20 protein-coding genes are annotated in these 21459 nt (G+C 54.2%); 16 read left to right on the top strand and 4 right to left on the bottom strand.

Annotated elements, in window-relative coordinates; all coding sequences use genetic code 11:
* Positions 1–3 precede the first annotated feature (3 nt).
* The 3 genes from rbsA to kup form a co-directional block, all read right to left on the bottom strand.
* Positions 4–1509: a ribose ABC transporter ATP-binding protein RbsA gene (gene rbsA / locus P349_RS01935; protein WP_032648597.1), complete on the bottom strand. Its 1506-nt coding sequence runs from the start codon at positions 1507–1509 to the stop codon at positions 4–6.
* A gap of 7 nt (positions 1510–1516) precedes the next feature.
* Positions 1517–1936 carry a D-ribose pyranase gene (rbsD, locus tag P349_RS01940; protein ID WP_024907896.1) on the bottom strand — a complete coding sequence of 140 codons (420 nt, stop codon included), beginning with the start codon at positions 1934–1936 and terminating at the stop codon, positions 1517–1519.
* A gap of 216 nt (positions 1937–2152) precedes the next feature.
* Positions 2153–4021, bottom strand: coding sequence for a low affinity potassium transporter Kup (gene kup / locus P349_RS01945; protein WP_024907895.1), 1869 nt, complete (start codon positions 4019–4021; stop codon positions 2153–2155).
* Positions 4022–4243: 222 nt separating this feature from the next.
* Here kup and ravA point away from each other — a divergent pair, with 222 nt between their 5' ends.
* Complete coding sequence (gene ravA / locus P349_RS01950) at positions 4244–5740, top strand: ATPase RavA (protein ID WP_032648595.1); 1497 nt, start codon at positions 4244–4246, stop codon at positions 5738–5740.
* On the top strand, positions 5734–7185 hold the full coding sequence (gene viaA, locus P349_RS01955) for an ATPase RavA stimulator ViaA (protein WP_032648593.1): 1452 nt from the start codon (positions 5734–5736) through the stop codon (positions 7183–7185). Before ravA ends, viaA begins: the two co-directional genes overlap by 7 nt.
* Here the strand turns inward: viaA and asnA are convergent, their stop codons facing one another.
* Positions 7186–8178, bottom strand: coding sequence for an aspartate--ammonia ligase (asnA, locus tag P349_RS01960; protein WP_032648591.1), 993 nt, complete (start codon positions 8176–8178; stop codon positions 7186–7188).
* 151 nt (positions 8179–8329) lie between these two features.
* Here asnA and asnC point away from each other — a divergent pair, with 151 nt between their 5' ends.
* The 14 genes from asnC to glmU all read left to right on the top strand — a co-directional run bounded on the left by asnC (position 8330) and on the right by glmU (position 21332).
* Positions 8330–8788 (top strand): transcriptional regulator AsnC, encoded by a 459-nt coding sequence (gene asnC, locus P349_RS01965; protein WP_024907891.1) that lies wholly within the window; start codon positions 8330–8332, stop codon positions 8786–8788.
* A gap of 90 nt (positions 8789–8878) precedes the next feature.
* Positions 8879–9328, top strand: coding sequence for an FMN-binding protein MioC (gene mioC, locus P349_RS01970; RefSeq protein WP_023309786.1), 450 nt, complete (start codon positions 8879–8881; stop codon positions 9326–9328).
* A 374-nt stretch (positions 9329–9702) separates the two neighbouring features.
* On the top strand, positions 9703–11592 hold the full coding sequence (gene mnmG / locus P349_RS01975) for a tRNA uridine-5-carboxymethylaminomethyl(34) synthesis enzyme MnmG (protein WP_023333918.1): 1890 nt from the start codon (positions 9703–9705) through the stop codon (positions 11590–11592).
* A gap of 107 nt (positions 11593–11699) precedes the next feature.
* Complete coding sequence (rsmG, locus tag P349_RS01980) at positions 11700–12323, top strand: 16S rRNA (guanine(527)-N(7))-methyltransferase RsmG (RefSeq protein ID WP_024907888.1); 624 nt, start codon at positions 11700–11702, stop codon at positions 12321–12323.
* Positions 12324–12939: 616 nt separating this feature from the next.
* Complete coding sequence (gene atpI / locus P349_RS01985) at positions 12940–13320, top strand: F0F1 ATP synthase subunit I (RefSeq protein WP_023333920.1); 381 nt, start codon at positions 12940–12942, stop codon at positions 13318–13320.
* 8 nt (positions 13321–13328) lie between these two features.
* Positions 13329–14144: a F0F1 ATP synthase subunit A gene (gene atpB / locus P349_RS01990; RefSeq protein ID WP_008500193.1), complete on the top strand. Its 816-nt coding sequence runs from the start codon at positions 13329–13331 to the stop codon at positions 14142–14144.
* A gap of 49 nt (positions 14145–14193) precedes the next feature.
* Entirely contained in the window at positions 14194–14433 is a 240-nt protein-coding gene (gene atpE, locus P349_RS01995) for a F0F1 ATP synthase subunit C (protein ID WP_003023794.1), read from the top strand.
* Between the two features lie 48 nt (positions 14434–14481).
* A complete protein-coding gene (gene atpF, locus P349_RS02000; RefSeq protein WP_014072436.1) occupies positions 14482–14952 on the top strand; it encodes a F0F1 ATP synthase subunit B in 471 nt (156 codons plus the stop codon).
* Positions 14953–14966: 14 nt separating this feature from the next.
* Positions 14967–15500, top strand: a complete 534-nt coding sequence (gene atpH, locus P349_RS02005; RefSeq protein WP_024907887.1) for a F0F1 ATP synthase subunit delta — start codon at positions 14967–14969, stop codon at positions 15498–15500.
* Between the two features lie 12 nt (positions 15501–15512).
* Positions 15513–17054 (top strand): F0F1 ATP synthase subunit alpha, encoded by a 1542-nt coding sequence (gene atpA / locus P349_RS02010; protein WP_006808751.1) that lies wholly within the window; start codon positions 15513–15515, stop codon positions 17052–17054.
* Positions 17055–17105: 51 nt separating this feature from the next.
* The gene (atpG, locus tag P349_RS02015) at positions 17106–17969 is read left to right on the top strand and encodes a F0F1 ATP synthase subunit gamma (RefSeq protein ID WP_024907886.1); all 864 of its coding nucleotides are present in this window, start codon (positions 17106–17108) and stop codon (positions 17967–17969) included.
* Between the two features lie 31 nt (positions 17970–18000).
* Entirely contained in the window at positions 18001–19383 is a 1383-nt protein-coding gene (gene atpD, locus P349_RS02020) for a F0F1 ATP synthase subunit beta (RefSeq protein ID WP_006177559.1), read from the top strand.
* Positions 19384–19403: 20 nt separating this feature from the next.
* Complete coding sequence (locus P349_RS02025) at positions 19404–19823, top strand: F0F1 ATP synthase subunit epsilon (RefSeq protein WP_006177560.1); 420 nt, start codon at positions 19404–19406, stop codon at positions 19821–19823.
* Between the two features lie 138 nt (positions 19824–19961).
* Positions 19962–21332, top strand: coding sequence for a bifunctional UDP-N-acetylglucosamine diphosphorylase/glucosamine-1-phosphate N-acetyltransferase GlmU (gene glmU, locus P349_RS02030; protein WP_032648588.1), 1371 nt, complete (start codon positions 19962–19964; stop codon positions 21330–21332).
* The last annotated feature ends 127 nt before the right edge of the window (positions 21333–21459 follow it).

Below are 21459 nucleotides of genomic sequence, written 5' to 3'. Positions count from 1 at the left end.
TTCTTACTCCTGATTCACGCGATTAAGCTTGCCCACAGCGGCAGCCATCAGAACTTCCTGGGTGGCCTGCTCGCGAGTGAGTTCACCGCCGAGATGCCCTTCATGCATGACGATAATGCGATCGCTCATGCCTAATACTTCTGGCATCTCGGAAGAGACCAGAATGATGCTTAGACCGTCGGCCTTAAACTGGTTAATCAGTTGATAGATCTCTTTCTTCGCCCCCACGTCTACGCCGCGGGTTGGCTCGTCGAGGATCAACACTTTCGGACGCGTCATCAGCCCGCGCGCAATCGCCACTTTCTGCTGATTCCCACCGGACAACAGGCCAATCGCCTGCTCCATCGACGGGGTTTTGACGTTAAAGAGGCGGATAAAATCGCTCACCGCCTGCTGCTCGTCTTTATGCTTCAGGCTGCCACCGCTGTGGCTGAAATAGCGCAGCGCGGTCAGGGACATGTTCTCTTTTACTGACATCCCCAGCACCAGGCCGTCGCGTTTGCGGTCTTCGGAGATATAGACGATGCCGTTCGCCAGACCATCCTGCGGAGAGCGGGTGACCACTTCATGGCCGTCGAGGGTGACATAACCGCTGGTACGCGGCAGTGCGCCGTACAACACTTTCATCAGCTCGGTACGTCCCGCCCCCATCAGGCCCGCTACGCCCAGGATCTCGCCCTGGCGCAGGGTGAAGGTCACGTCGTTCACACCCGGACCGCAGAGGTTGTCCACCTTCAGGCGGATCTCACCCGGCGCTTTATCCAGATGCGGGTACTGATCTTCGAGCTTACGTCCCACCATCATTTCGATGAGCGTATCTTCGGTCAGCGTCGCCACTTCGCGCTCGGCAATAAACTGCCCGTCGCGGAAAACGGTGACGTCATCGCAGATTTCGAAGATCTCTTTCATACGGTGAGAGATATAGACAATCCCGCGCCCCTGCGATTTCAGCTCGCGGATAACGCGGAACAGGGATTCGGTTTCGGTATCGGTCAGGGCGTCGGTCGGTTCATCCATAATGATGACCTTCGACTCGAAGCTCAGCACCTTCGCGATTTCCACCATCTGCTGATCGCCAATGGAGAGATCGCCCACCAGGCGGTCGCTCTTAAAGCGCAGGTTCAGCTTCGCCAGCAGCTTGTCCGCTTCGGCATACATGGTTTTCCAGTCGATCTTACCGAAGCGGTTCACGAACTCGCGGCCGAGGAAGATGTTTTCCGCAATGGTGAGTTGCGGGATGAGGTTCAGCTCCTGGTGAATAATACCGATGCCCGCTTCCTGAGAGGATTTCGGGCCATTGAAGGTGGTCTCTTTACCCAACCAAAGGAGTGAACCGGCATCGCGTTGATAGATACCGGTCAGCACCTTCATCATGGTGGATTTGCCGGCGCCGTTTTCGCCCACCAGCGCCATGACGCGCCCGGGGTAGACGTTCAGCGCCGCGCCGGAGAGGGCTTTTACGCCCGGGAACGACTTATCGATCCCTTTAAGTTGCAGTAATGCGTCCATGATGGCCTCAGAAGGTGACGCCAGCACAGAGAATGATATTCGCATACGGGGAACACTCCCCGCTGCGAATCACCGCCTGACTGTCTGCGGTTTGTTGTTTGAATTGTTCGTGCGTTGTGTAACGAATTTCTATGGTATTTCCCTGGTGTTGTTGCAGCTGCTCAAGGTGGCTGAGCAACGTTTCGTGGAGTTGCGGATTATGTTGTTTGATTTCCGCCGCGAGAATGACCGCCTCAACCTGCATCTCCGCGGTCACCACGTCCAGTACCTGCATAAACGAAGGTACGCCCTGCGTTAACGCCATATCGATACGGGTTGTGCTGCGCGGAACCGGTAAGCCTGCATCGCAAACCACCAGCGTATCGGTATGCCCAAGACGGGAAATAACCGATGAGATTTCTGAGTTGAGTACAGTGCCTTTCTTCATTTTCTTGCTCCACTAGCGAAACGTTTCGCTAAAAGTAGTGTAGCCCCAGAAATGTTCAGAAAACCATCATGACGTAACAGATTTGTGATCGACGTCGAAACGTTTCGCTAAGTGAAATATTGATGGGAGAAATTGCCCGGCGGCGCTTCGCTTGCACGGGCCTACGGGTTTGGTAGGCCGGGTAAGCGAAGCGCCACCCGGCATTTTCGAAATGACTTAAATCTCGACCTGCGTTCCCAGCTCAATCACGCGGTTAGGCGGGATCTCAAACTGGTCAGGCGCACGCAGGGCATTACGCTGCAGGATGAGGTATAGCTTGCCGCGCAGGCGCAGATACCACGGGCGCTTGCCGATAATCAGCGACTCGTGCGACATAAAGAACGATGTTTCCATCATCCGACAGCTCAGCCCTTCCAGGCCGCAGCGGTGGAACACCTCTTCCACGTTTGGCGTTTCACGCCAGCCGTAGCTTGCCACTACGCGCCAGAAAGTCGGCGACAGCTGCTCAATCTGCACGCGGCGGACGTTATGAACATACGGCGCATCTTCGGTGCGCAGCGTCAGCAGGATCACGCGCTCGTGCAGCACTTTGTTGTGCTTGAGGTTATGCATCAGCGCGAACGGAATAACATTCAGCGCGCGAGACATGTATACCGCGGTACCCGGCACGCGGACCGGCGGAGATTTCTCCAGAGAAGCGATCATCGCCTCCAGAGAATTCCCGTGCTCGTGCATGCGGCGCAGCAGGCGGAAACGCTCGCTTTTCCAGGTGGTCATGACAATAAACATCACCAGACCCAGCGTCAGCGGCAGCCAGCCTCCGGAGACAATCTTGTCGAGGTTCGCAGAGAACAGCGGCACGTCGATGCACAGGAAGCCCACCAGAATCATCGCCACGAGGAATTTATTCCAGTGCCAGTTTCGGTACGCCACCGTGGTGGAGAGAAGCGACGTCAGCACCATCGTACCGGTTACCGCAATACCGTACGCCGCCGCCAGGTTACTGGAGTGCTCGAAGCTGACGATAACAATGACCACAGCGAAATAGAGCAGCCAGTTAATGAACGGGATGTAGATCTGACCCGACTCCATCTCTGAGGTATGGATGATGCGCATCGGTGAGAGATACCCCAGACGCACGGCCTGGCGCGTCAGAGAAAACACGCCGGAGATCACCGCCTGAGAGGCAATGACGGTCGCCAGCGTCGCCAGGATCAGCATCGGTACCAGCGCCCAGTCAGGCGCCAGCAGGAAGAACGGGTTCTTGATCGCTTCCGGGTTTTTAAGCAGCAGCGCCCCCTGACCGAAGTAGTTCAGCACCAGCGACGGGAGCACCACAATAAACCATGCCACGCGGATAGGCAGTTTCCCGAAGTGACCCATATCAGCATACAGCGCTTCCACACCGGTGATGGAGAGCACCACGGCACCCAGCGCCACAAAGGAAACCACTTTGTATTCGAGGAAGAAATGCACGGCCCAGTAGGGATTCAGCGCCTGCAGCACTTCCGGGTTCGCGATAATGCTGCGCAAACCAAGCGCCGCCAGGATCAGGAACCAGGCCAGCATAATCGGTGCAAACAGTTTGCCCACCAGCCCGGTACCGTGCTTCTGGATCATGAACAGCAGCGTCAGGACAATAATGGCCAGCGGAACCACCCATGAATCAAGTTGTGGAGCGATAATCTCCAGCCCCTCTATCGCCGACAGCACCGAAATAGCGGGCGTGATAACCACCTCTCCGTAGAAGAAACTGCCCCCAATCAGGCCGATAATGACCAGCACTGAGGTCATTCTGGCCGAGGTATTGCGCCCGGCAAGAGACATCAGGGTCAGGATCCCGCCTTCACCTGCGTTATCAGCACGCATAACGAAGGAGAGATACTTAACGGAAACCACCAGGATCAGCAGCCAGAAAATGAGGGACAGGAAGCCAAACACGGCATCGCGTTCAACACCAAAGCCAAACTGGCCGGACAGACATTCACGAAGCGTATAAAGCGGGCTGGTGCCGATATCACCGTAGACAACCCCGATCGCCGCAAGCGTTATTGCGGGTAATGATTGCTTATTATCAGTGCTCATAGACTAGTCTTTTCGTTTAAATAACAAATGTGTTCCTGGTCCCTTGGCCCACAAAAAGCGCACAGTATGCACGATTCATTGCAAAATCGTACCCCTAAATGCAACCGCATTAATGTAGCGCAAAGAAAATTGCGCCGCACTTCAGTCTATTACCAGCCCTGACTGAAACGTCTATACTCGCTTCAATTGGCCGCCACGACGGCGAAAGGATGCAAAACTATTATGGCTCACTCACATTTATTAGCAGAAAGAATTTCCCGCCTCAGCAGCGCGCTGGAGAAAGGCCTTTTCGAGCGTAGCCACGCCATTCGCCTCTGTTTACTGGCGGCGCTGAGCGGTGAAAGCGTGTTTTTGCTGGGACCGCCGGGCATTGCCAAAAGCCTGATTGCCCGCAGGCTAAAATTTGCTTTTCAGAATGCCCGCGCCTTCGAATATCTCATGACCCGCTTTTCCACCCCGGAAGAAGTGTTTGGCCCCCTCTCTATTCAGGCGCTGAAAGATGAAGGGCGCTATGAGCGTTTGACGGCGGGGTATCTGCCTGAAGCTGAGATTGTCTTTCTCGATGAGATCTGGAAAGCGGGACCGGCCATTCTTAACACCCTGCTCACGGCGATAAACGAACGTCGGTTCCGCAACGGCGCCAGTGAAGAGAAAATCCCGATGCGCCTGCTGGTGGCCGCCTCTAACGAACTGCCCGAGGCCGACAGCAGTCTGGAAGCGCTGTATGACCGTATGCTCATCCGCCTGTGGCTGGACAAAGTGCAGGACAAATCAAACTTCCGCTCCATGCTGGTGAGCCAGCAGGATGAGAGTGAAAACCCGGTATCCGCTTCGCTGCAGGTGACGGATGAGGAGTATTACCAGTGGCAGCAGGATATCAGCAAAGTCAAACTACCTGACGCCGTATTCGAGCTGATCTATCTGCTGCGTCAGCAGCTTGATCTCCTCCCTTCTGCACCCTATGTCTCCGATCGTCGCTGGAAAAAAGCGATCCGCCTCCTGCAGGCCAGCGCCCTGTTTAGCGGCCGCGATGCCGTTGCCCCCATCGATCTGATCCTGCTGAAAGATTGCCTCTGGCACGACGCGGAAGGCATGAATCTGATGCAGCAGCAGCTTGACGTTTTGATGACCGGACACGCCTGGGGGCAGCAGGCGATGCTCAATCAACTGGGGGCGATTGCCCAGCGGCGCATCCAGCTTCAGCAGCAGCAAAGTGATAAAACCGCGCTGAAAGTGAATCGCCTTGGAGGCATGTTCGCCCGCAAGCCGCACTACGAGCTTCCCGCGGATCTGACTGGTACAACGCTCACGCTGCTGCTCCAGCAGCCGCTCAAACTGCATGATATGCAGGTGGTACACATTACGATTGAGCGCGAGGCGCTGGCGCAGTGGCTGGATAAGGGGGGAGAGATCCGCGGCAAGCTCAACGGCATCGGCTTCGCGCAACCGCTGAATATGGAAGTGGACAGCAGCCAGCATCTGGTGATCCGCGACGTCAGCCTGCAGGGATCGCGTCTGGCGCTGCCGGGCAGCGCCTCGGACAGCGTACCGGAAGAGATTAAGCAGCAGCTTGAAGCGCTGGATACGGAATGGCACCAGCAGCACACCCGCTTTAGCGAACAGCAAAAATGCCTCTTTATTCATAGCGACTGGTTAGGTCGCATCGAAGCCAGCCTGCAGGACGTCAGCGCGCAGATCAAACAGGCGCGTCAATGCTAACCCTGGACACGCTCAACGTCATGCTGGCCGTCAGCGAGGAGGGGTTGATCGAAGAGGTGGTCATAACACTTCTGGCGTCACCGCAGCTGGCAGCCTTCTTTGAAAAATTTCCGAAGCTCAAAAAGGCGATGACGGACGATCTTCCGCGCTGGCGCGAAAATTTGCGTCAGCGGTTCAGGGAGACAGAAGTTCCGCCTGAGTTAACGGAAGAGGTGGCCTGTTATCAGCAGTGCCAGCGGCTCTCCACGCCGCAGTTTATCGTTCAGCTACCGCAAACCCTTACGTTGCTCGACAAGGTCCACTCCCCGTTTGCCAGCCAGGCCCGGGGGCTGGTCACGGATAACGCCACTTTTACCCCGGCACTGCACACCCTCTTCTTACAGCGCTGGCGGCTGAGTCTGGTGGTTCAGGCTACAACCCTTAACCAGCAGTTGCTGGATGAAGAGCGCGAACAGCTGCTCAGTGAAGTTCAGGAACGAATGACCCTGAGCGGCCAGTTAGAACAGGTGCTGGTGGAGAATGAAAACGCCGCTGGGCGTCTCTGGGATATGAGCGCAGGCCAGCTCAGGCGCGGGGACTATCAGCTGATCGTCAAGTACGGCGATTTTCTGACGCAGCAGCCCGAGCTGATGAAGCTTGCAGAACAGCTGGGACGCTCAAGAGAGGCAAAGTCGGTTCCAAAGAAAGACGCCCCGATGGAAACCTTCCGCACCCTGGTGCGTGAACCGGCCACCGTACCGGAGCAGGTCGACGGGCTCCAGCAGAGCGATGATATTTTGCGTCTGCTGCCCACGGAGCTGAGCACGCTGGGGATGACCGAGCTGGAGTATGAGTTTTACCGTCGGCTGGTGGAAAAACAGCTTCTCACCTACCGGCTGCACGGCGAAGCCTGGCGCGAGAAAATCAGCCAGCGGCCGGTCGTTCATCAGGATTTTGATGAACAGCCGCGCGGGCCCTTCATCGTTTGCGTGGATACGTCCGGATCGATGGGCGGGTTTAACGAGCAGTGTGCAAAAGCTTTTTGTCTGGCGCTGATGCGCGTGGCGCTCGCCGATCGCCGTCGCTGCTTCATCATGCTGTTCTCCAGCGAAGTCGTGGGCTATGAGCTGACGAACCAGCAGGGGATCGAGCAGGCAATCCGCTTCCTGAGCCAGCGTTTTCGCGGCGGCACGGATTTGGCCAGCTGCTTTCGCAGCATTGTGGAGCGTATGCAGGGCGGCGACTGGTACGACGCTGACGCGGTGGTGATTTCCGATTTTATTGCCCAGCGGCTGCCGGATGACGTGGTGAATAAGGTGAAGGAGTTACAGCGGGTGCATCAGCACCGTTTTCATGCGGTGGCGATGTCCGCCCATGGAAAACCCGGCATCATGCGCATCTTCGATCATATCTGGCGCTTTGATACCGGGTTGCGTAGTCGCCTGCTCAGACGCTGGCAGCGTTAATTACAGAAGAGAGCCGACGCTTTCACGTACCTGCTGCGGCCAGACGCCACACTGAACCTGACCGATATGGGGTAATTGCAGCAGCAGCATGGTCAGACGGGACTGGCCGATACCGCCGCCAATCGTCTGCGGCATTTCACCGCGCAGCAGCGCCTGGTGCCACTCGAGTTTGAGACGATCTTCATCTCCGGTGACCGCCAGCTGGCGCTTCAGCGCGTCAGCATCCACGCGGATCCCCATAGAAGAAAGCTCGAATGCGTCTTCCAGTACCGGGTTCCAGACCAGAATATCGCCGTTCAGCCCGGCAAACTCGCCCTCACCCGCAGTGCTCCAGTCATCATAATCCGGCGCGCGAACGTCGTGGCGTTTGCCATCAGACAGTTTGCCGCCGATCCCAATCAGAAATACCGCGCCCAGCTCTTTAGCAATCGCACGTTCACGGCCTTTGGCATCCAGATCCGGGAAGCGGGCCAGCAATTCCTGGCTGTGCACAAAGTGGATCGTATCCGGCAGGAACGGTACCAGACCAAACTCTTTGCTCACGGCAGCTTCGGTCGCTTTGATCCCGGCGTAGATCGCCTCAACGGTGGATTTCAGCGTGCCGATGTGGCGCTCGCCGTCACCCATTACGCGCTCCCAGTCCCACTGGTCAACATAGACAGAGTGAATTGGGGTGAGGCGGTCTTCATCGGGGCGAAGGGCTTTCATGTGCGTGTAGAGCCCTTCGCCCGCGCTGAAGTCGTGTTGCCCCAGGGTTTGACGCTTCCACTTCGCCAGTGAATGAACCACTTCAAACTGGGCGTCTGGCAGTGTTTTCACTTTCACCTGTACCGCTTTTTCGCATCCAGACAAGTTATCCTGGGTCCCGTCACCCACGCGGCTCAGAATCGGCGCCTGGACTTCAATTAGCCCAAGTTTATCTTCCAGCTGGCGGGAAAAATGGGATTTAACGAAACTGATCTGGCGTTGTTTTGCGATGTAAGCGGTTTTCATTATTTATACTCCTGCGTCCTGTTGATATTGATTAAGCAACAGAAATGGCATCACATTCAATAACTCATCAACAAAAAGCCACCTTCACTTTTGATTCGATAAAATTAAACGCTAGAATAGAGTGATTCATTAATCTTCATAAGAAAAAGCTATGGAAAATTATCAGATCGACAATCTCGACCGCGGCATTCTGGAGGCGTTAATGGCCAATGCCCGTACCGCCTACGCCGAACTGGCGAAACAGTTTGGCGTCAGCCCGGGAACCATTCACGTTCGCGTAGAGAAAATGAAGCAGGCGGGGATCATTACCGGCGCACGCATTGACGTCAGTCCTAAACATCTGGGTTACGACGTCTGCTGCTTCATTGGCATCATTCTTAAAAGCGCCAAAGACTATCCTTCCGCCCTGGCGAGACTAAACGCACTGGATGAAGTCACCGAGGCGTATTACACCACCGGGCACTACAGCATCTTTATTAAAGTCATGTGCCGATCCATCGACGCCCTTCAGCAGGTACTTATCAACAAGATCCAAACAATCGATGAAATTCAGTCCACCGAGACCCTGATCTCCCTGCAAAACCCGATCATGCGTACCATCCGCCCGTGATCGGGCAAATTCATTCCCACATTCTCCACAGGTAGATCCCAGCTCGTTCACAGCGTACAATGGCCGTCTCTTTATCCAGGCGAGCGATCAATGGCGGACATTACCCTTATCAGCGGCAGCACCCTTGGTGGTGCGGAATACGTAGCGGAACATCTGGCTGAAAAGCTGGAAGATGCGGGCTTTTCCACGGAAACCCTGCACGGCCCGTTGCTGGAAGATCTCCCGACTGACGGGGTCTGGCTGCTGATCACCTCCACGCACGGCGCGGGCGATCTGCCGGATAACCTGCAACCTTTATATGACGAACTGCTGGAACAGCAGCCCGACCTGTCAAACGTCCGTTTTGGCGCAGTGGGGATCGGCAGTCGCGAATATGACACCTTTTGCGGGGCAATAGAGAAAGTCGAAGCCGCTGTCACCTCCTGCGGAGCAAAACAGCTGGGTGAAACGCTCAAGATCAACATCCTCGATCATGACATTCCGGAGGATCCAGCCGAGATCTGGCTCGCGGAATGGAAAAATTTACTCAAAAACGATTAAAGATCGCGCGAACAGATGTGGATAACTCTGGTTAAAAGCTCGTATTAACCCGTAGTTATCCAAAGAACAACCGTAGCGTCGTTTTTGGCCTGTGCATAAAGTCGCGATCTGATCCCAGCTTATACGGTCCAGGATCACCGATCATTCACAGCAAACGATCCTTTCTAACTGCATGATCTTCTTTATGAGATCGGACTTATCCACACAGGTTCGCGATCCTAATAAGAGATCACAATAGAACAGATCTCTAAATAAAAAGATCTTCTTTTTAATAGCCCAGGATCCCAATGCTTTCTCGAAAGACTAAAGTTGAGTAGAATCCACGGCCCGGGCTTCAATCCATTTTCATACCGCTTTACGCGAGGCAGACCACCATGTTTTATCAGGATCCTTTTGACGTCATCATCATTGGCGGGGGTCACGCAGGCACTGAGGCCGCAATGGCCGCAGCGCGAATGGGTCAGCAGACCCTGCTTTTGACACACAATATCGACACGCTGGGACAAATGTCCTGTAATCCGGCGATTGGCGGCATTGGGAAAGGACACCTGGTAAAAGAAGTGGATGCACTTGGCGGCCTGATGGCGAAAGCGATCGATCAGGCTGGCATCCAGTTTAGGATACTAAACGCGAGTAAAGGCCCCGCTGTCCGTGCGACCCGTGCTCAGGCAGACCGCGTACTTTACCGTCAGGCGGTGCGTACCGCCCTGGAGAACCAGCCGAACCTGATGATCTTCCAGCAGGCGGTTGAAGATCTTATCGTTGAGAACGATCGCGTCGTGGGTGCCGTGACCCAGATGGGCCTCAAATTCCGCGCGAAAGCCGTGGTGCTGACCGTGGGCACATTCCTGGACGGTAAAATTCATATCGGTCTGGATAACTACAGTGGTGGCCGTGCTGGCGATCCGCCGTCTATTCCACTGTCTCGTCGTCTGCGCGAACTGCCGCTGCGCGTTAGCCGCCTGAAAACAGGCACGCCGCCGCGTATTGATGCGCGTACCATTGATTTCAGCGTGCTGGCGCAACAGCACGGTGATAACCCAATGCCGGTCTTCTCGTTCATGGGTAATGCGGCACAGCATCCGCAGCAGGTACCGTGCTACATCACGCATACCAACGAGAAAACCCATGACGTGATCCGCAATAACCTCGATCGTAGCCCCATGTATGCTGGCGTGATCGAAGGGATCGGTCCACGCTACTGTCCGTCGATCGAAGACAAAGTGATGCGCTTTGCCGATCGTAACCAGCACCAGATCTTCCTGGAGCCGGAAGGGCTGACCTCGAACGAAATTTACCCGAACGGCATCTCCACCAGCCTGCCGTTTGATGTGCAGATGCAAATTGTTCGCTCAATGCAGGGGATGGAGAATGCGAAAATCGTTCGCCCTGGCTACGCTATTGAGTACGATTTCTTCGATCCGCGTGACCTGAAGCCAACCCTGGAAAGCAAATTCATCCACGGTCTGTTCTTCGCGGGTCAGATTAACGGCACCACCGGCTACGAAGAAGCGGCTGCACAGGGTCTGCTTGCCGGTTTGAACGCCGCGCGCTTCTCTGCTGAGAAAGAAGGCTGGGCACCAGGCCGTTCTCAGGCGTATCTGGGCGTGCTGGTTGACGATCTCTGCACGCTGGGTACCAAAGAACCGTACCGTATGTTTACCTCTCGCGCGGAATATCGCCTGATGCTGCGTGAAGATAACGCCGACCTGCGTCTGACCGAAATGGGCCGTGAACTCGGTCTGGTCGATGACGAACGCTGGGCGCGCTTCAACGAGAAGCTGGAACGCATTGAACAGGAACGTCAGCGCCTGAAAACCACCTGGGTGAATCCGCAGGCGGAAACTGCTGCCGAAGTAAACGCTCACTTAACAGCGCCGCTGTCGCGCGAGGCCAGCGGGGAAGATCTGCTGCGCCGTCCTGAAGTCACCTACGAGAACCTGGTCAAACTGACCGCGTTCGCGCCGGGCCTGGAAGACGCTGAAGCGGCAGAGCAGGTTGAGATCCAGGTGAAGTACGAAGGTTACATCGCGCGTCAGCAGGATGAGATCGAAAAACAGCAGCGTAACGAAAACACGCTGCTGCCGGAAATGCTGGACTACCGCCAGGTGACGGGTCTTTCTAACGAAGTGATCGCCAAGCTGAACGATCACAAACCGGTGTCGATCGGTCAGGCGTCCCGCATCTCGGGGGTTACCCCTGCGGCGATTTCGATCCTGCTGGTCTGGCTGAAAAAGCAAGGTATGTTGCGCCGCAGCGCGTAATTGACATTGCTTTTGGCGGGTGGCGCTTCGCTTACCCGCCCTACTTATTCGTAGGCCCGATAAGCGGCAGCGCCACCGGGCGAAAAATCTCTAAACAGGTATTCACCGTGCTCAACAAACTCTCTCGTCTGCTGGATCAGGCAGGTATTTCGCTCACCGATCACCAGAAAAATCAGCTGGTGGCCTATGTCGATATGCTGAACAAATGGAACAAAGCGTACAACCTGACGTCTGTTCGCGACCCCAACGAGATGCTCGTTCGCCATATACTCGATAGCATCGTGGTTGCCCCATGGTTGAAAGGTGAGCGTTTCATCGACGTGGGTACGGGTCCAGGTTTACCGGGCGTTCCGCTGTCGATTGTTCGCCCTGAGAGCCATTTCACGCTGCTGGACAGCCTTGGCAAGCGCGTGCGCTTTTTACGTCAGGTACAGCATGAGCTGAAGCTTGAGAACATCACGCCCGTGCAGAGCAGGGTAGAGGAATTCCCGGCAGAGCCGCCGTTTGACGGGGTTATCAGCCGCGCGTTTGCTTCGCTCAATGACATGGTGAGCTGGTGTAAGCACTTGCCTGCGGAGAACGGCCGCTTTTATGCGCTGAAAGGGCAGTTGCCAGGCGATGAGATTGAACAGCTTCCAGACGGTTTTGCTGTCGAGTCTATTGAGAAATTACAGATTCCTCAGCTCGAAGGTGAACGTCATCTGGTGATAATTAAGCCAAACAATTTTTAAAAAATTAATAAAAAATGTGGAATTCGTGCTGTTCTTATCATGTTAAAAAACAGCACAACTACCGGGGTTTTATCGGGGAGCTTTTAACCTCTGCTTCACTAAGGTTTTTCTTCCGGTTAACGTAGCGCCTATTATTCACCTAGAAGATAGTCATCTGTGAAAATATAAGTCTGCTAAAAGTGGAAGGCAGTAACCAGAACGCAATGTTAATTATTTATTAAGAATGTCAATAAAAGGTTTTTATTGTGTACTGGGCTGTTTTGAAAATAGTTGCGACATTTTGTGTTTAATTTCATAAAGATAAATTTTCGCGATTTGCGCCTTTGATAAATACAACCTTATCGCAAATGTGTGTTTTGTGATCTCGTGCACGCTTTATCGACAACGTTTTCGCGCTGTTTGCAGTTTTGGTCGAAGGTTGACGCTTTCAGCGAAAGTTAAAAAATAGCGGTGGGGAAAAATATTTAAACATTTATTCACCTTTTCGCTACTTAATGTTTGAAATCACGGGTGCGCACCGTATAATTTGACCGCTTTTTGATGCTTGACTCTGAGCCTTAAAGGACGTTTTATACGACACGCGGCATACCTCGAAGGGAGCAGGAGTAAAAACGTGATGTCTGTGTCGCTCTTGAGTAGAAACGTTGCTCGTAAGCTTCTGTTCGTTCAGTTTCTGGCTGTGATAGCAAGTGGACTGCTGTTTAGCCTCAAAGACCCCTTCTGGGGCATCTCCGCCGTGTGCGGGGGTTTGGCGGTTGTGCTGCCAAACGTGTTGTTTATGATTTTTGCCTGGCGTCATCAGGCGCATACACCCGCCAAAGGCCGCGTGGCCTGGTCCTTCGCCCTCGGCGAAGTGTGTAAGGTGTTGCTGACCTTTGCTCTACTGGTGATGGCGCTGGCGGTTTTGAAAGTGGTCTTCATGCCGCTGATAGCAACGTGGGTTTTGGTGCTGGTGGTACAAGTTCTGGCTCCAGCTGTAATCAATAACAAAGGGTAAAAGGCATCATGGCTTCAGAAAATATGACGCCGCAGGATTACATAGGTCACCATCTGAATAACCTTCAGCTGGACCTGCGTACATTCTCGCTGGTGGATCCACATAACCCCCCGGCCACCTTCTGGACGATCAACATCGACTCCATGTTCTTCTCGGTGGTTTTGGGTCTTCTGTTCCTGGCCATGTTCCGCGGTGTTGCTAAACGAGCGACCAGCGGTGTACCAGGGAAATTCCAGACCTTCATCGAAATGATCATCGGCTTCGTCCATGGCAGCGTCAAAGACATGTACCATGGCAAGAGCAAGCTGATTGCTCCGCTGGCGCTGACCGTGTTCGTTTGGGTCTTCCTGATGAACCTGATGGACCTGCTGCCAATCGATCTGCTGCCGTTTATCGGCGAGCACATCTTCGGCCTGCCTGCACTGCGTGTTGTACCGTCTGCGGACGTGAACATCACCCTGTCGATGGCGCTGGGCGTGTTTATCCTGATTCTTTTCTACAGCATCAAAATGAAAGGCGTAAGCGGCTTTGTGAAAGAGCTTACCTTGCAGCCGTTCAACCACTGGGCGTTTATTCCGGTCAACCTGATCCTGGAAGGCGTTAGCCTGCTGTCCAAACCTGTTTCACTGGGTCTGCGACTGTTCGGCAACATGTATGCGGGTGAGCTGATTTTCATTCTGATCGCGGGTCTTCTGCCGTGGTGGTCACAGTGGGTTCTGAATGTGCCGTGGGCCATTTTCCACATCCTGATCATTACGCTGCAAGCCTTTATCTTCATGGTTCTGACGATCGTCTATCTGTCGATGGCGTCTGAAGAGCACTGATTTTTTACCAACACTACTACGTTTTAATTGAAACAAACTGGAGACTGTCATGGAAAACCTGAATATGGATCTGCTGTACATAGCTGCCGCTGTGATGATGGGTCTGGCGGCTATCGGTGCTGCGATCGGTATCGGCATCCTCGGGGGCAAATTCCTGGAAGGCGCAGCGCGTCAACCTGATCTGATTCCTCTGCTGCGTACTCAGTTCTTTATCGTTATGGGTCTGGTGGATGCTATCCCAATGATCGCTGTAGGTCTGGGTCTGTACGTGATGTTTGCTGTCGCGTAGTAGTAGTTTTAAAACCCTAAGCCACAGAAATTAAAGAGGTATTGTGCTGTGAACATGAACGCAACAATCCTCGGCCAGGCCATCGCGTTTATTCTCTTTGTCTGGTTCTGCATGAAGTATGTATGGCCGCCTTTAATGGCTGCCATCGAAAAACGTCAGAAAGAAATTGCTGACGGTCTGGCTTCTGCAGAACGCGCTAAGAAAGATTTGGACCTTGCACAGGCCAACGCGACAGACCAGCTGAAAAAAGCGAAAGCGGAAGCTCAGGTAATCATCGAACAGGCTAACAAACGCCGTTCGCAGATCCTGGACGAAGCCAAAGCTGAAGCAGAACAGGAACGTACTAAGATCGTGACACAGGCTCAGGCAGAAATTGATGCTGAGCGTAAACGTGCTCGTGAAGAACTGCGTAAGCAGGTTGCGATTCTGGCTGTTGCTGGCGCCGAGAAGATCATCGAACGTTCCGTGGATGAAGCTGCTAACAGCGACATCGTGGACAAACTTGTCGCTGAACTGTAAGGAGGGAGGGGCTGATGTCTGAATTTGTTACGGTAGCTCGCCCCTACGCCAAAGCAGCTTTTGACTTTGCTGTCGAACACCACAATGTCGATCGCTGGCAGGATATGCTGGCGTTTGCCGCTGAGGTGACGAAAAACGAACAAATGGCTGAGTTGCTTTCCGGTGCGTTAGCACCTGAAACTCTCGCCGCGTCGTTTATCGCCGTGTGCGGAGAGCAACTGGATGCCAACGGCCAGAACCTGATTAAGGTGATGGCAGAAAATGGTCGTCTCCGTGTGCTCCCGGATGTTCTCGAGCAGTTTGAGCACTTACGTGCCCTTAGTGAAGCAACCGCTGAAGTTGAAGTGACTTCTGCGACTGAACTGAGTAACGAACAGCTTGCGAAAATCACCGCCGCGATGGAAAAACGTCTGTCACGCAAAGTTAAGCTGAATTGCAAAATCGATAAGTCTGTAATGGCAGGCGTAATCATCCGCTCGGGTGATATGGTCATTGATGGCAGCGTACGCGGCCGTCTTGAACGCCTTGCAGACGTCTTGCAGTCTTAAGGGGACTGGAGCATGCAACTGAATTCCACCGAAATCAGCGAACTGATCAAGCAGCGCATTGCTCAGTTCAGTGTTGTGAGTGAAGCTCACAACGAAGGTACTATTGTTTCTGTAAGTGACGGTGTTATCCGCATCCACGGCCTGGCCGATTGTATGCAGGGTGAGATGATTTCCCTGCCGGGTAACCGTTACGCTATCGCACTGAACCTGGAGCGCGACTCCGTAGGTGCAGTTGTGATGGGTCCATACGCTGACCTCGCCGAAGGCATGAAGGTTAAGTGTACTGGCCGTATTCTGGAAGTACCGGTTGGCCGTGGCCTGCTGGGTCGCGTTGTTAACACCCTGGGTGCGCCAATCGACGGTAAAGGTCCGGTTGAGCACGATGGCTTCTCCCCAATCGAAGTTATCGCACCAGGCGTTATCGACCGTCAGTCCGTAGATCAGCCTGTTCAGACAGGTTATAAGTCCGTTGATGCCATGATTCCAATCGGTCGTGGTCAGCGTGAACTGATCATCGGTGACCGTCAGACCGGTAAAACCGCGATGGCTATCGACGCCATCATCAACCAGCGTGACTCCGGCATCAAATGCGTGTACGTGGCCATCGGCCAGAAAGCGTCCACCATTTCTAACGTGGTTCGTAAACTGGAAGAGCACGGCGCACTGTCTAACACCATCGTTGTGGTAGCAACTGCGTCTGAATCTGCTGCACTGCAATACCTGGCACCATACGCCGGTTGCGCAATGGGCGAATACTTCCGTGACCGCGGTGAAGATGCACTGATCGTATACGATGACCTGTCTAAACAGGCTGTTGCTTATCGTCAGGTTTCCCTGCTGCTCCGTCGTCCACCTGGACGTGAAGCGTTCCCTGGCGACGTATTCTACCTCCACTCTCGTCTGCTGGAGCGTGCTTCCCGCGTTAACGCGGAATACGTCGAGAACTTCACCAAAGGTGAAGTGAAGGGTAAAACGGGCTCTCTGACCGCTCTGCCGATCATTGAAACCCAGGCGGGTGACGTTTCTGCGTTCGTTCCGACCAACGTAATCTCCATTACCGATGGTCAGATCTTCCTGGAAACCAACCTGTTTAACTCCGGTATTCGTCCGGCAGTTAACCCGGGTATCTCCGTATCCCGTGTTGGTGGTGCTGCTCAGACCAAGATCATCAAGAAACTGTCCGGTGGTATCCGTACCGCGCTGGCACAGTATCGTGAACTGGCTGCGTTCTCTCAGTTCGCATCCGATCTGGACGAAGCAACCCGTAAACAGCTGAGTCACGGTCAGAAAGTGACCGAGCTGCTGAAGCAGAAACAGTACGCACCAATGTCTGTTGCTCAGCAGGGCCTGGTTCTGTTCGCGGCTGAACGCGGTTACCTCGAAGATGTGGAACTGGCGAAAATCGGTAGCTTCGAAGCCGCTCTGCTGGCTTACGTCGACCGTGATCACGCTCCGCTGATGCAAGAGATCAACCAGACCGGTGGCTATAACGACGAAATCGAAGGCAAGCTGAAAGCTATCCTCGATTCCTTCAAAGCAACCCAATCCTGGTAATCGTCCGGCGGCTTGTCTTGAGACAAGCCGCCTGGCATTGAGGAGAAGCTCATGGCCGGCGCAAAAGAGATACGTAGTAAGATCGCAAGCGTCCAGAACACGCAAAAGATCACTAAAGCGATGGAGATGGTCGCCGCTTCCAAAATGCGTAAATCGCAGGATCGCATGGCGGCCAGCCGTCCTTATGCAGAAACCATGCGCAAAGTGATTGGTCACCTTGCAAACGGTAATCTGGAATATAAGCACCCTTACCTGGAAGAACGCGACGTTAAGCGCGTGGGCTACCTGGTGGTGTCGACCGACCGTGGTCTGTGTGGCGGCTTGAACATTAACCTGTTCAAAAAACTGCTGGCGGATATGAAAGCATGGTCTGAAAAAGGCGTTCAGTGCGATATCGCAATGATCGGCTCTAAAGGCGTCTCTTTCTTTAACTCCGTTGGTGGCAACATTGTCGCTCAGGTGACCGGTATGGGTGATAACCCGTCCCTGTCCGAACTGATCGGCCCGGTTAAAGTGATGTTGCAGGCTTATGATGAAGGCCGTCTGGACAGACTGTACGTTGTCAGCAACAAATTCATTAACACCATGTCTCAGGTTCCAACGCTCACGCAGATGCTGCCGTTACCGGCATCAGAAGATGGCGAGCTGAAGCAAAAAACCTGGGATTACCTGTATGAACCCGATCCGAAACCGCTGCTGGATACCCTGCTGCGTCGTTACGTTGAATCTCAGGTTTATCAGGGCGTTGTAGAAAACCTGGCCAGCGAGCAGGCCGCACGAATGGTGGCGATGAAAGCCGCGACCGATAATGGCGGCAGCCTGATTAAAGAGCTGCAGTTGGTTTACAACAAAGCTCGTCAGGCCAGCATTACTCAGGAACTCACCGAGATCGTCTCGGGGGCCGCCGCGGTTTAACCAGGTTTACGAATTACGTAGAGGATTCAAGATGGCTACTGGAAAGATTGTCCAGGTAATCGGCGCCGTGGTGGACGTCGAGTTCCCTCAGGACGCCGTACCACGCGTGTACGACGCGCTTGAGGTACAGAATGGTAACGAGAGCCTGGTGCTGGAAGTTCAGCAGCAGCTCGGCGGCGGTATCGTGCGTACCATCGCGATGGGTTCTTCCGACGGTCTGCGTCGTGGTCTGGAAGTAAAAGACCTTGAGCACCCGATCGAAGTCCCGGTAGGTAAAGCAACACTGGGTCGTATCATGAACGTATTGGGTCAACCAATCGACATGAAAGGCGACATCGGTGAAGAAGAGCGTTGGGCTATCCACCGCGCGGCACCTTCCTACGAAGAGCTGTCCAGCTCTCAGGAACTGCTGGAAACCGGTATCAAAGTTATCGACCTGATGTGTCCGTTCGCGAAGGGCGGTAAAGTTGGTCTGTTCGGTGGTGCGGGCGTAGGTAAAACCGTAAACATGATGGAGCTGATCCGTAACATCGCGATCGAGCACTCCGGTTACTCTGTGTTTGCGGGCGTAGGTGAACGTACTCGTGAGGGTAACGACTTCTACCACGAAATGACCGACTCCAACGTTCTGGACAAAGTATCCCTGGTTTACGGCCAGATGAACGAGCCACCAGGAAACCGTCTGCGCGTTGCGCTGACCGGTCTGACTATGGCTGAGAAATTCCGTGACGAAGGCCGTGACGTTCTGCTGTTCGTTGATAACATCTATCGTTACACCCTGGCCGGTACGGAAGTATCTGCACTGCTGGGTCGTATGCCTTCAGCGGTAGGTTATCAGCCTACGCTGGCGGAAGAGATGGGTGTTCTTCAGGAACGTATCACCTCTACCAAAACCGGTTCTATCACCTCCGTTCAGGCGGTATACGTACCTGCGGATGACTTGACTGACCCATCACCAGCCACCACCTTTGCGCACTTAGATGCAACCGTGGTACTGAGCCGTCAGATCGCGTCTCTGGGTATCTACCCGGCCGTTGACCCGCTGGACTCCACCAGCCGTCAGCTGGATCCACTGGTTGTTGGTCAGGAACACTACGACACCGCGCGTGGCGTACAGTCCCTGCTGCAGCGTTACCAGGAACTGAAAGACATCATCGCCATCCTGGGTATGGATGAACTGTCTGAAGAAGACAAACTGGTGGTAGCACGTGCGCGTAAGATCCAGCGCTTCCTGTCCCAGCCATTCTTCGTTGCGGAAGTATTCACCGGTTCTCCGGGTAAATACGTTTCCCTGAAAGACACCATCCGTGGCTTTAAAGGCATCATGGAAGGCGAATACGATCACCTGCCGGAGCAGGCGTTCTACATGGTTGGTTCCATCGACGAAGCCGTGGAAAAAGCCAAAAAACTTTAACGCCTTAATCGGAGGGTGATATGGCAATGACTTACCACCTGGACGTCGTCAGCGCAGAGCAACAAATGTTCTCTGGTCTGGTCGAGAAAATCCAGGTAACGGGTAGTGAAGGTGAACTGGGTATCTTCCCGGGTCACGCACCGCTGCTCACCGCCATTAAGCCTGGTATGATCCGCATCGTTAAACAGTTCGGTCACGAAGAGTTTATCTATCTGTCCGGCGGCATTCTTGAAGTGCAGCCAGGCAGTGTGACCGTTCTGGCCGATACCGCTATCCGTGGCCAGGATCTCGACGAAGCGCGAGCCCTGGAATCGAAGCGTAAGGCTGAAGAGCACATTAGCAGCTCTCATGGTGACGTGGATTACGCTCAGGCGTCTGCGGAGCTGGCCAAAGCGATCGCGAAACTGCGCGTTATCGAGTTGACCAAAAAAGCGATGTAACACCGGCTTGAAAAGCACAAAAGCCAGTCTGGATACCAGGCTGGCTTTTTTTTTCGGCCTTAATTCATGATTAAAAAGATGTAGAATTTTAAGCATCAAACGTTTTTACTTCACACTCAAACTACCGTCAGGATGCGTATGTCAAACAGTGCGATGAGCGTGGTGATCCTTGCCGCAGGCAAAGGGACCCGCATGTATTCCGATCTGCCTAAGGTGCTCCACACGCTTGCAGGAAAGCCAATGGTGCAGCATGTCATTGATGCAGCGAATGAACTGGGTGCGAGCCAGGTCCACCTGGTCTACGGCCACGGTGGCGATCTGCTTAAAAAGACGCTGAGCGATGACAAGCTCAACTGGGTGCTTCAGGCCGAACAGTTGGGTACAGGCCATGCGATGCAGCAGGCAGCGCCTTTCTTTGCGGATGACGAAGACATTTTGATGCTCTACGGCGATGTCCCGCTGATCTCCGTTGAAACACTGACTCACCTGCGTGCAGCCAAACCGCAGGGCGGCATCGGTTTGTTGACCGTCGTGCTGGACGATCCGAGCGGTTATGGTCGCATCACCCGTGAAAACGGTAACGTCACGGGTATTGTTGAGCATAAAGATGCCAGCGACGAACAGCGCAAGATTCAGGAGATCAACACCGGTATCCTGATTGCCAATGGCGCGGATATGAAGCGCTGGCTGTCCAAACTCAACAACAACAACGCGCAGGGTGAATACTACATCACCGACATCATTGCGATGGCGTACCACGAAGGGCGTGAAATTGCCGCCGTTCATCCGGCGCGCATCAGCGAAACGGACGGTGTGAACAACCGCCTGCAGCTTTCCCGTCTTGAGCGTATTTATCAGTCCGAGCAGGCCGAAAAACTGCTGCTGGCGGGCGTGATGCTGCGCGATCCGGCGCGTTTCGATCTGCGTGGTTCGTTATCTCACGGGCGTGACGTTGAGATTGATACTAACGTTATCCTCGAAGGTCACGTGACGCTGGGCAACCGCGTCAAAATTGGCACCGGCTGCGTGATTAAAAATAGCGTCATCGGTGACGACTGCGAAATCAGTCCGTACAGCGTGGTGGAAGATGCCCGTCTGGATGCCGCCTGTACCATCGGCCCGTTTGCGCGTCTGCGCCCAGGCGCTGAGTTGCTGGAAGGCGCTCACGTGGGTAACTTCGTGGAAATGAAAAAAGCGCGTCTGGGTAAAGGCTCGAAAGCCGGTCATCTGACCTATCTGGGCGACGCGGAAATTGGCAATAACGTGAATATTGGTGCAGGGACGATTACCTGTAACTATGACGGCGCGAATAAGTTTAAAACCATCATCGGTGATGACGTGTTCGTTGGCTCCGATACGCAGCTGGTGGCACCTGTTACCGTGGGTAACGGGGTGACCATTGCCGCCGGAACAACCGTTACGCGCGATGTGGCCGAGAACGCGCTGGTGTTAAGCCGCGTTCCGCAGGTCAGCAAGCAGGGCTGGAAACGCCCGGTGAAGAAAAAGTAACAACAAGGCGGGTGGCGCTACGCTTACCCGCCCTACGATTGAGTAGGCCTGATAAGGCGTAGCCGTCATCAGGCAAACCCGGGTGAGGAGATAAATATATATCTCCCCCCACAAGCAGTACCCATAA

Source organism: Enterobacter sp. DC4, from assembly GCF_000568095.1.
Classification (GTDB): Bacteria; Pseudomonadota; Gammaproteobacteria; order Enterobacterales; family Enterobacteriaceae; genus Enterobacter; species Enterobacter pseudoroggenkampii.
The sequence above is the reverse complement of the archived record's forward strand: the minus strand, read 5'-3'. Positions and strand labels throughout refer to the sequence as shown.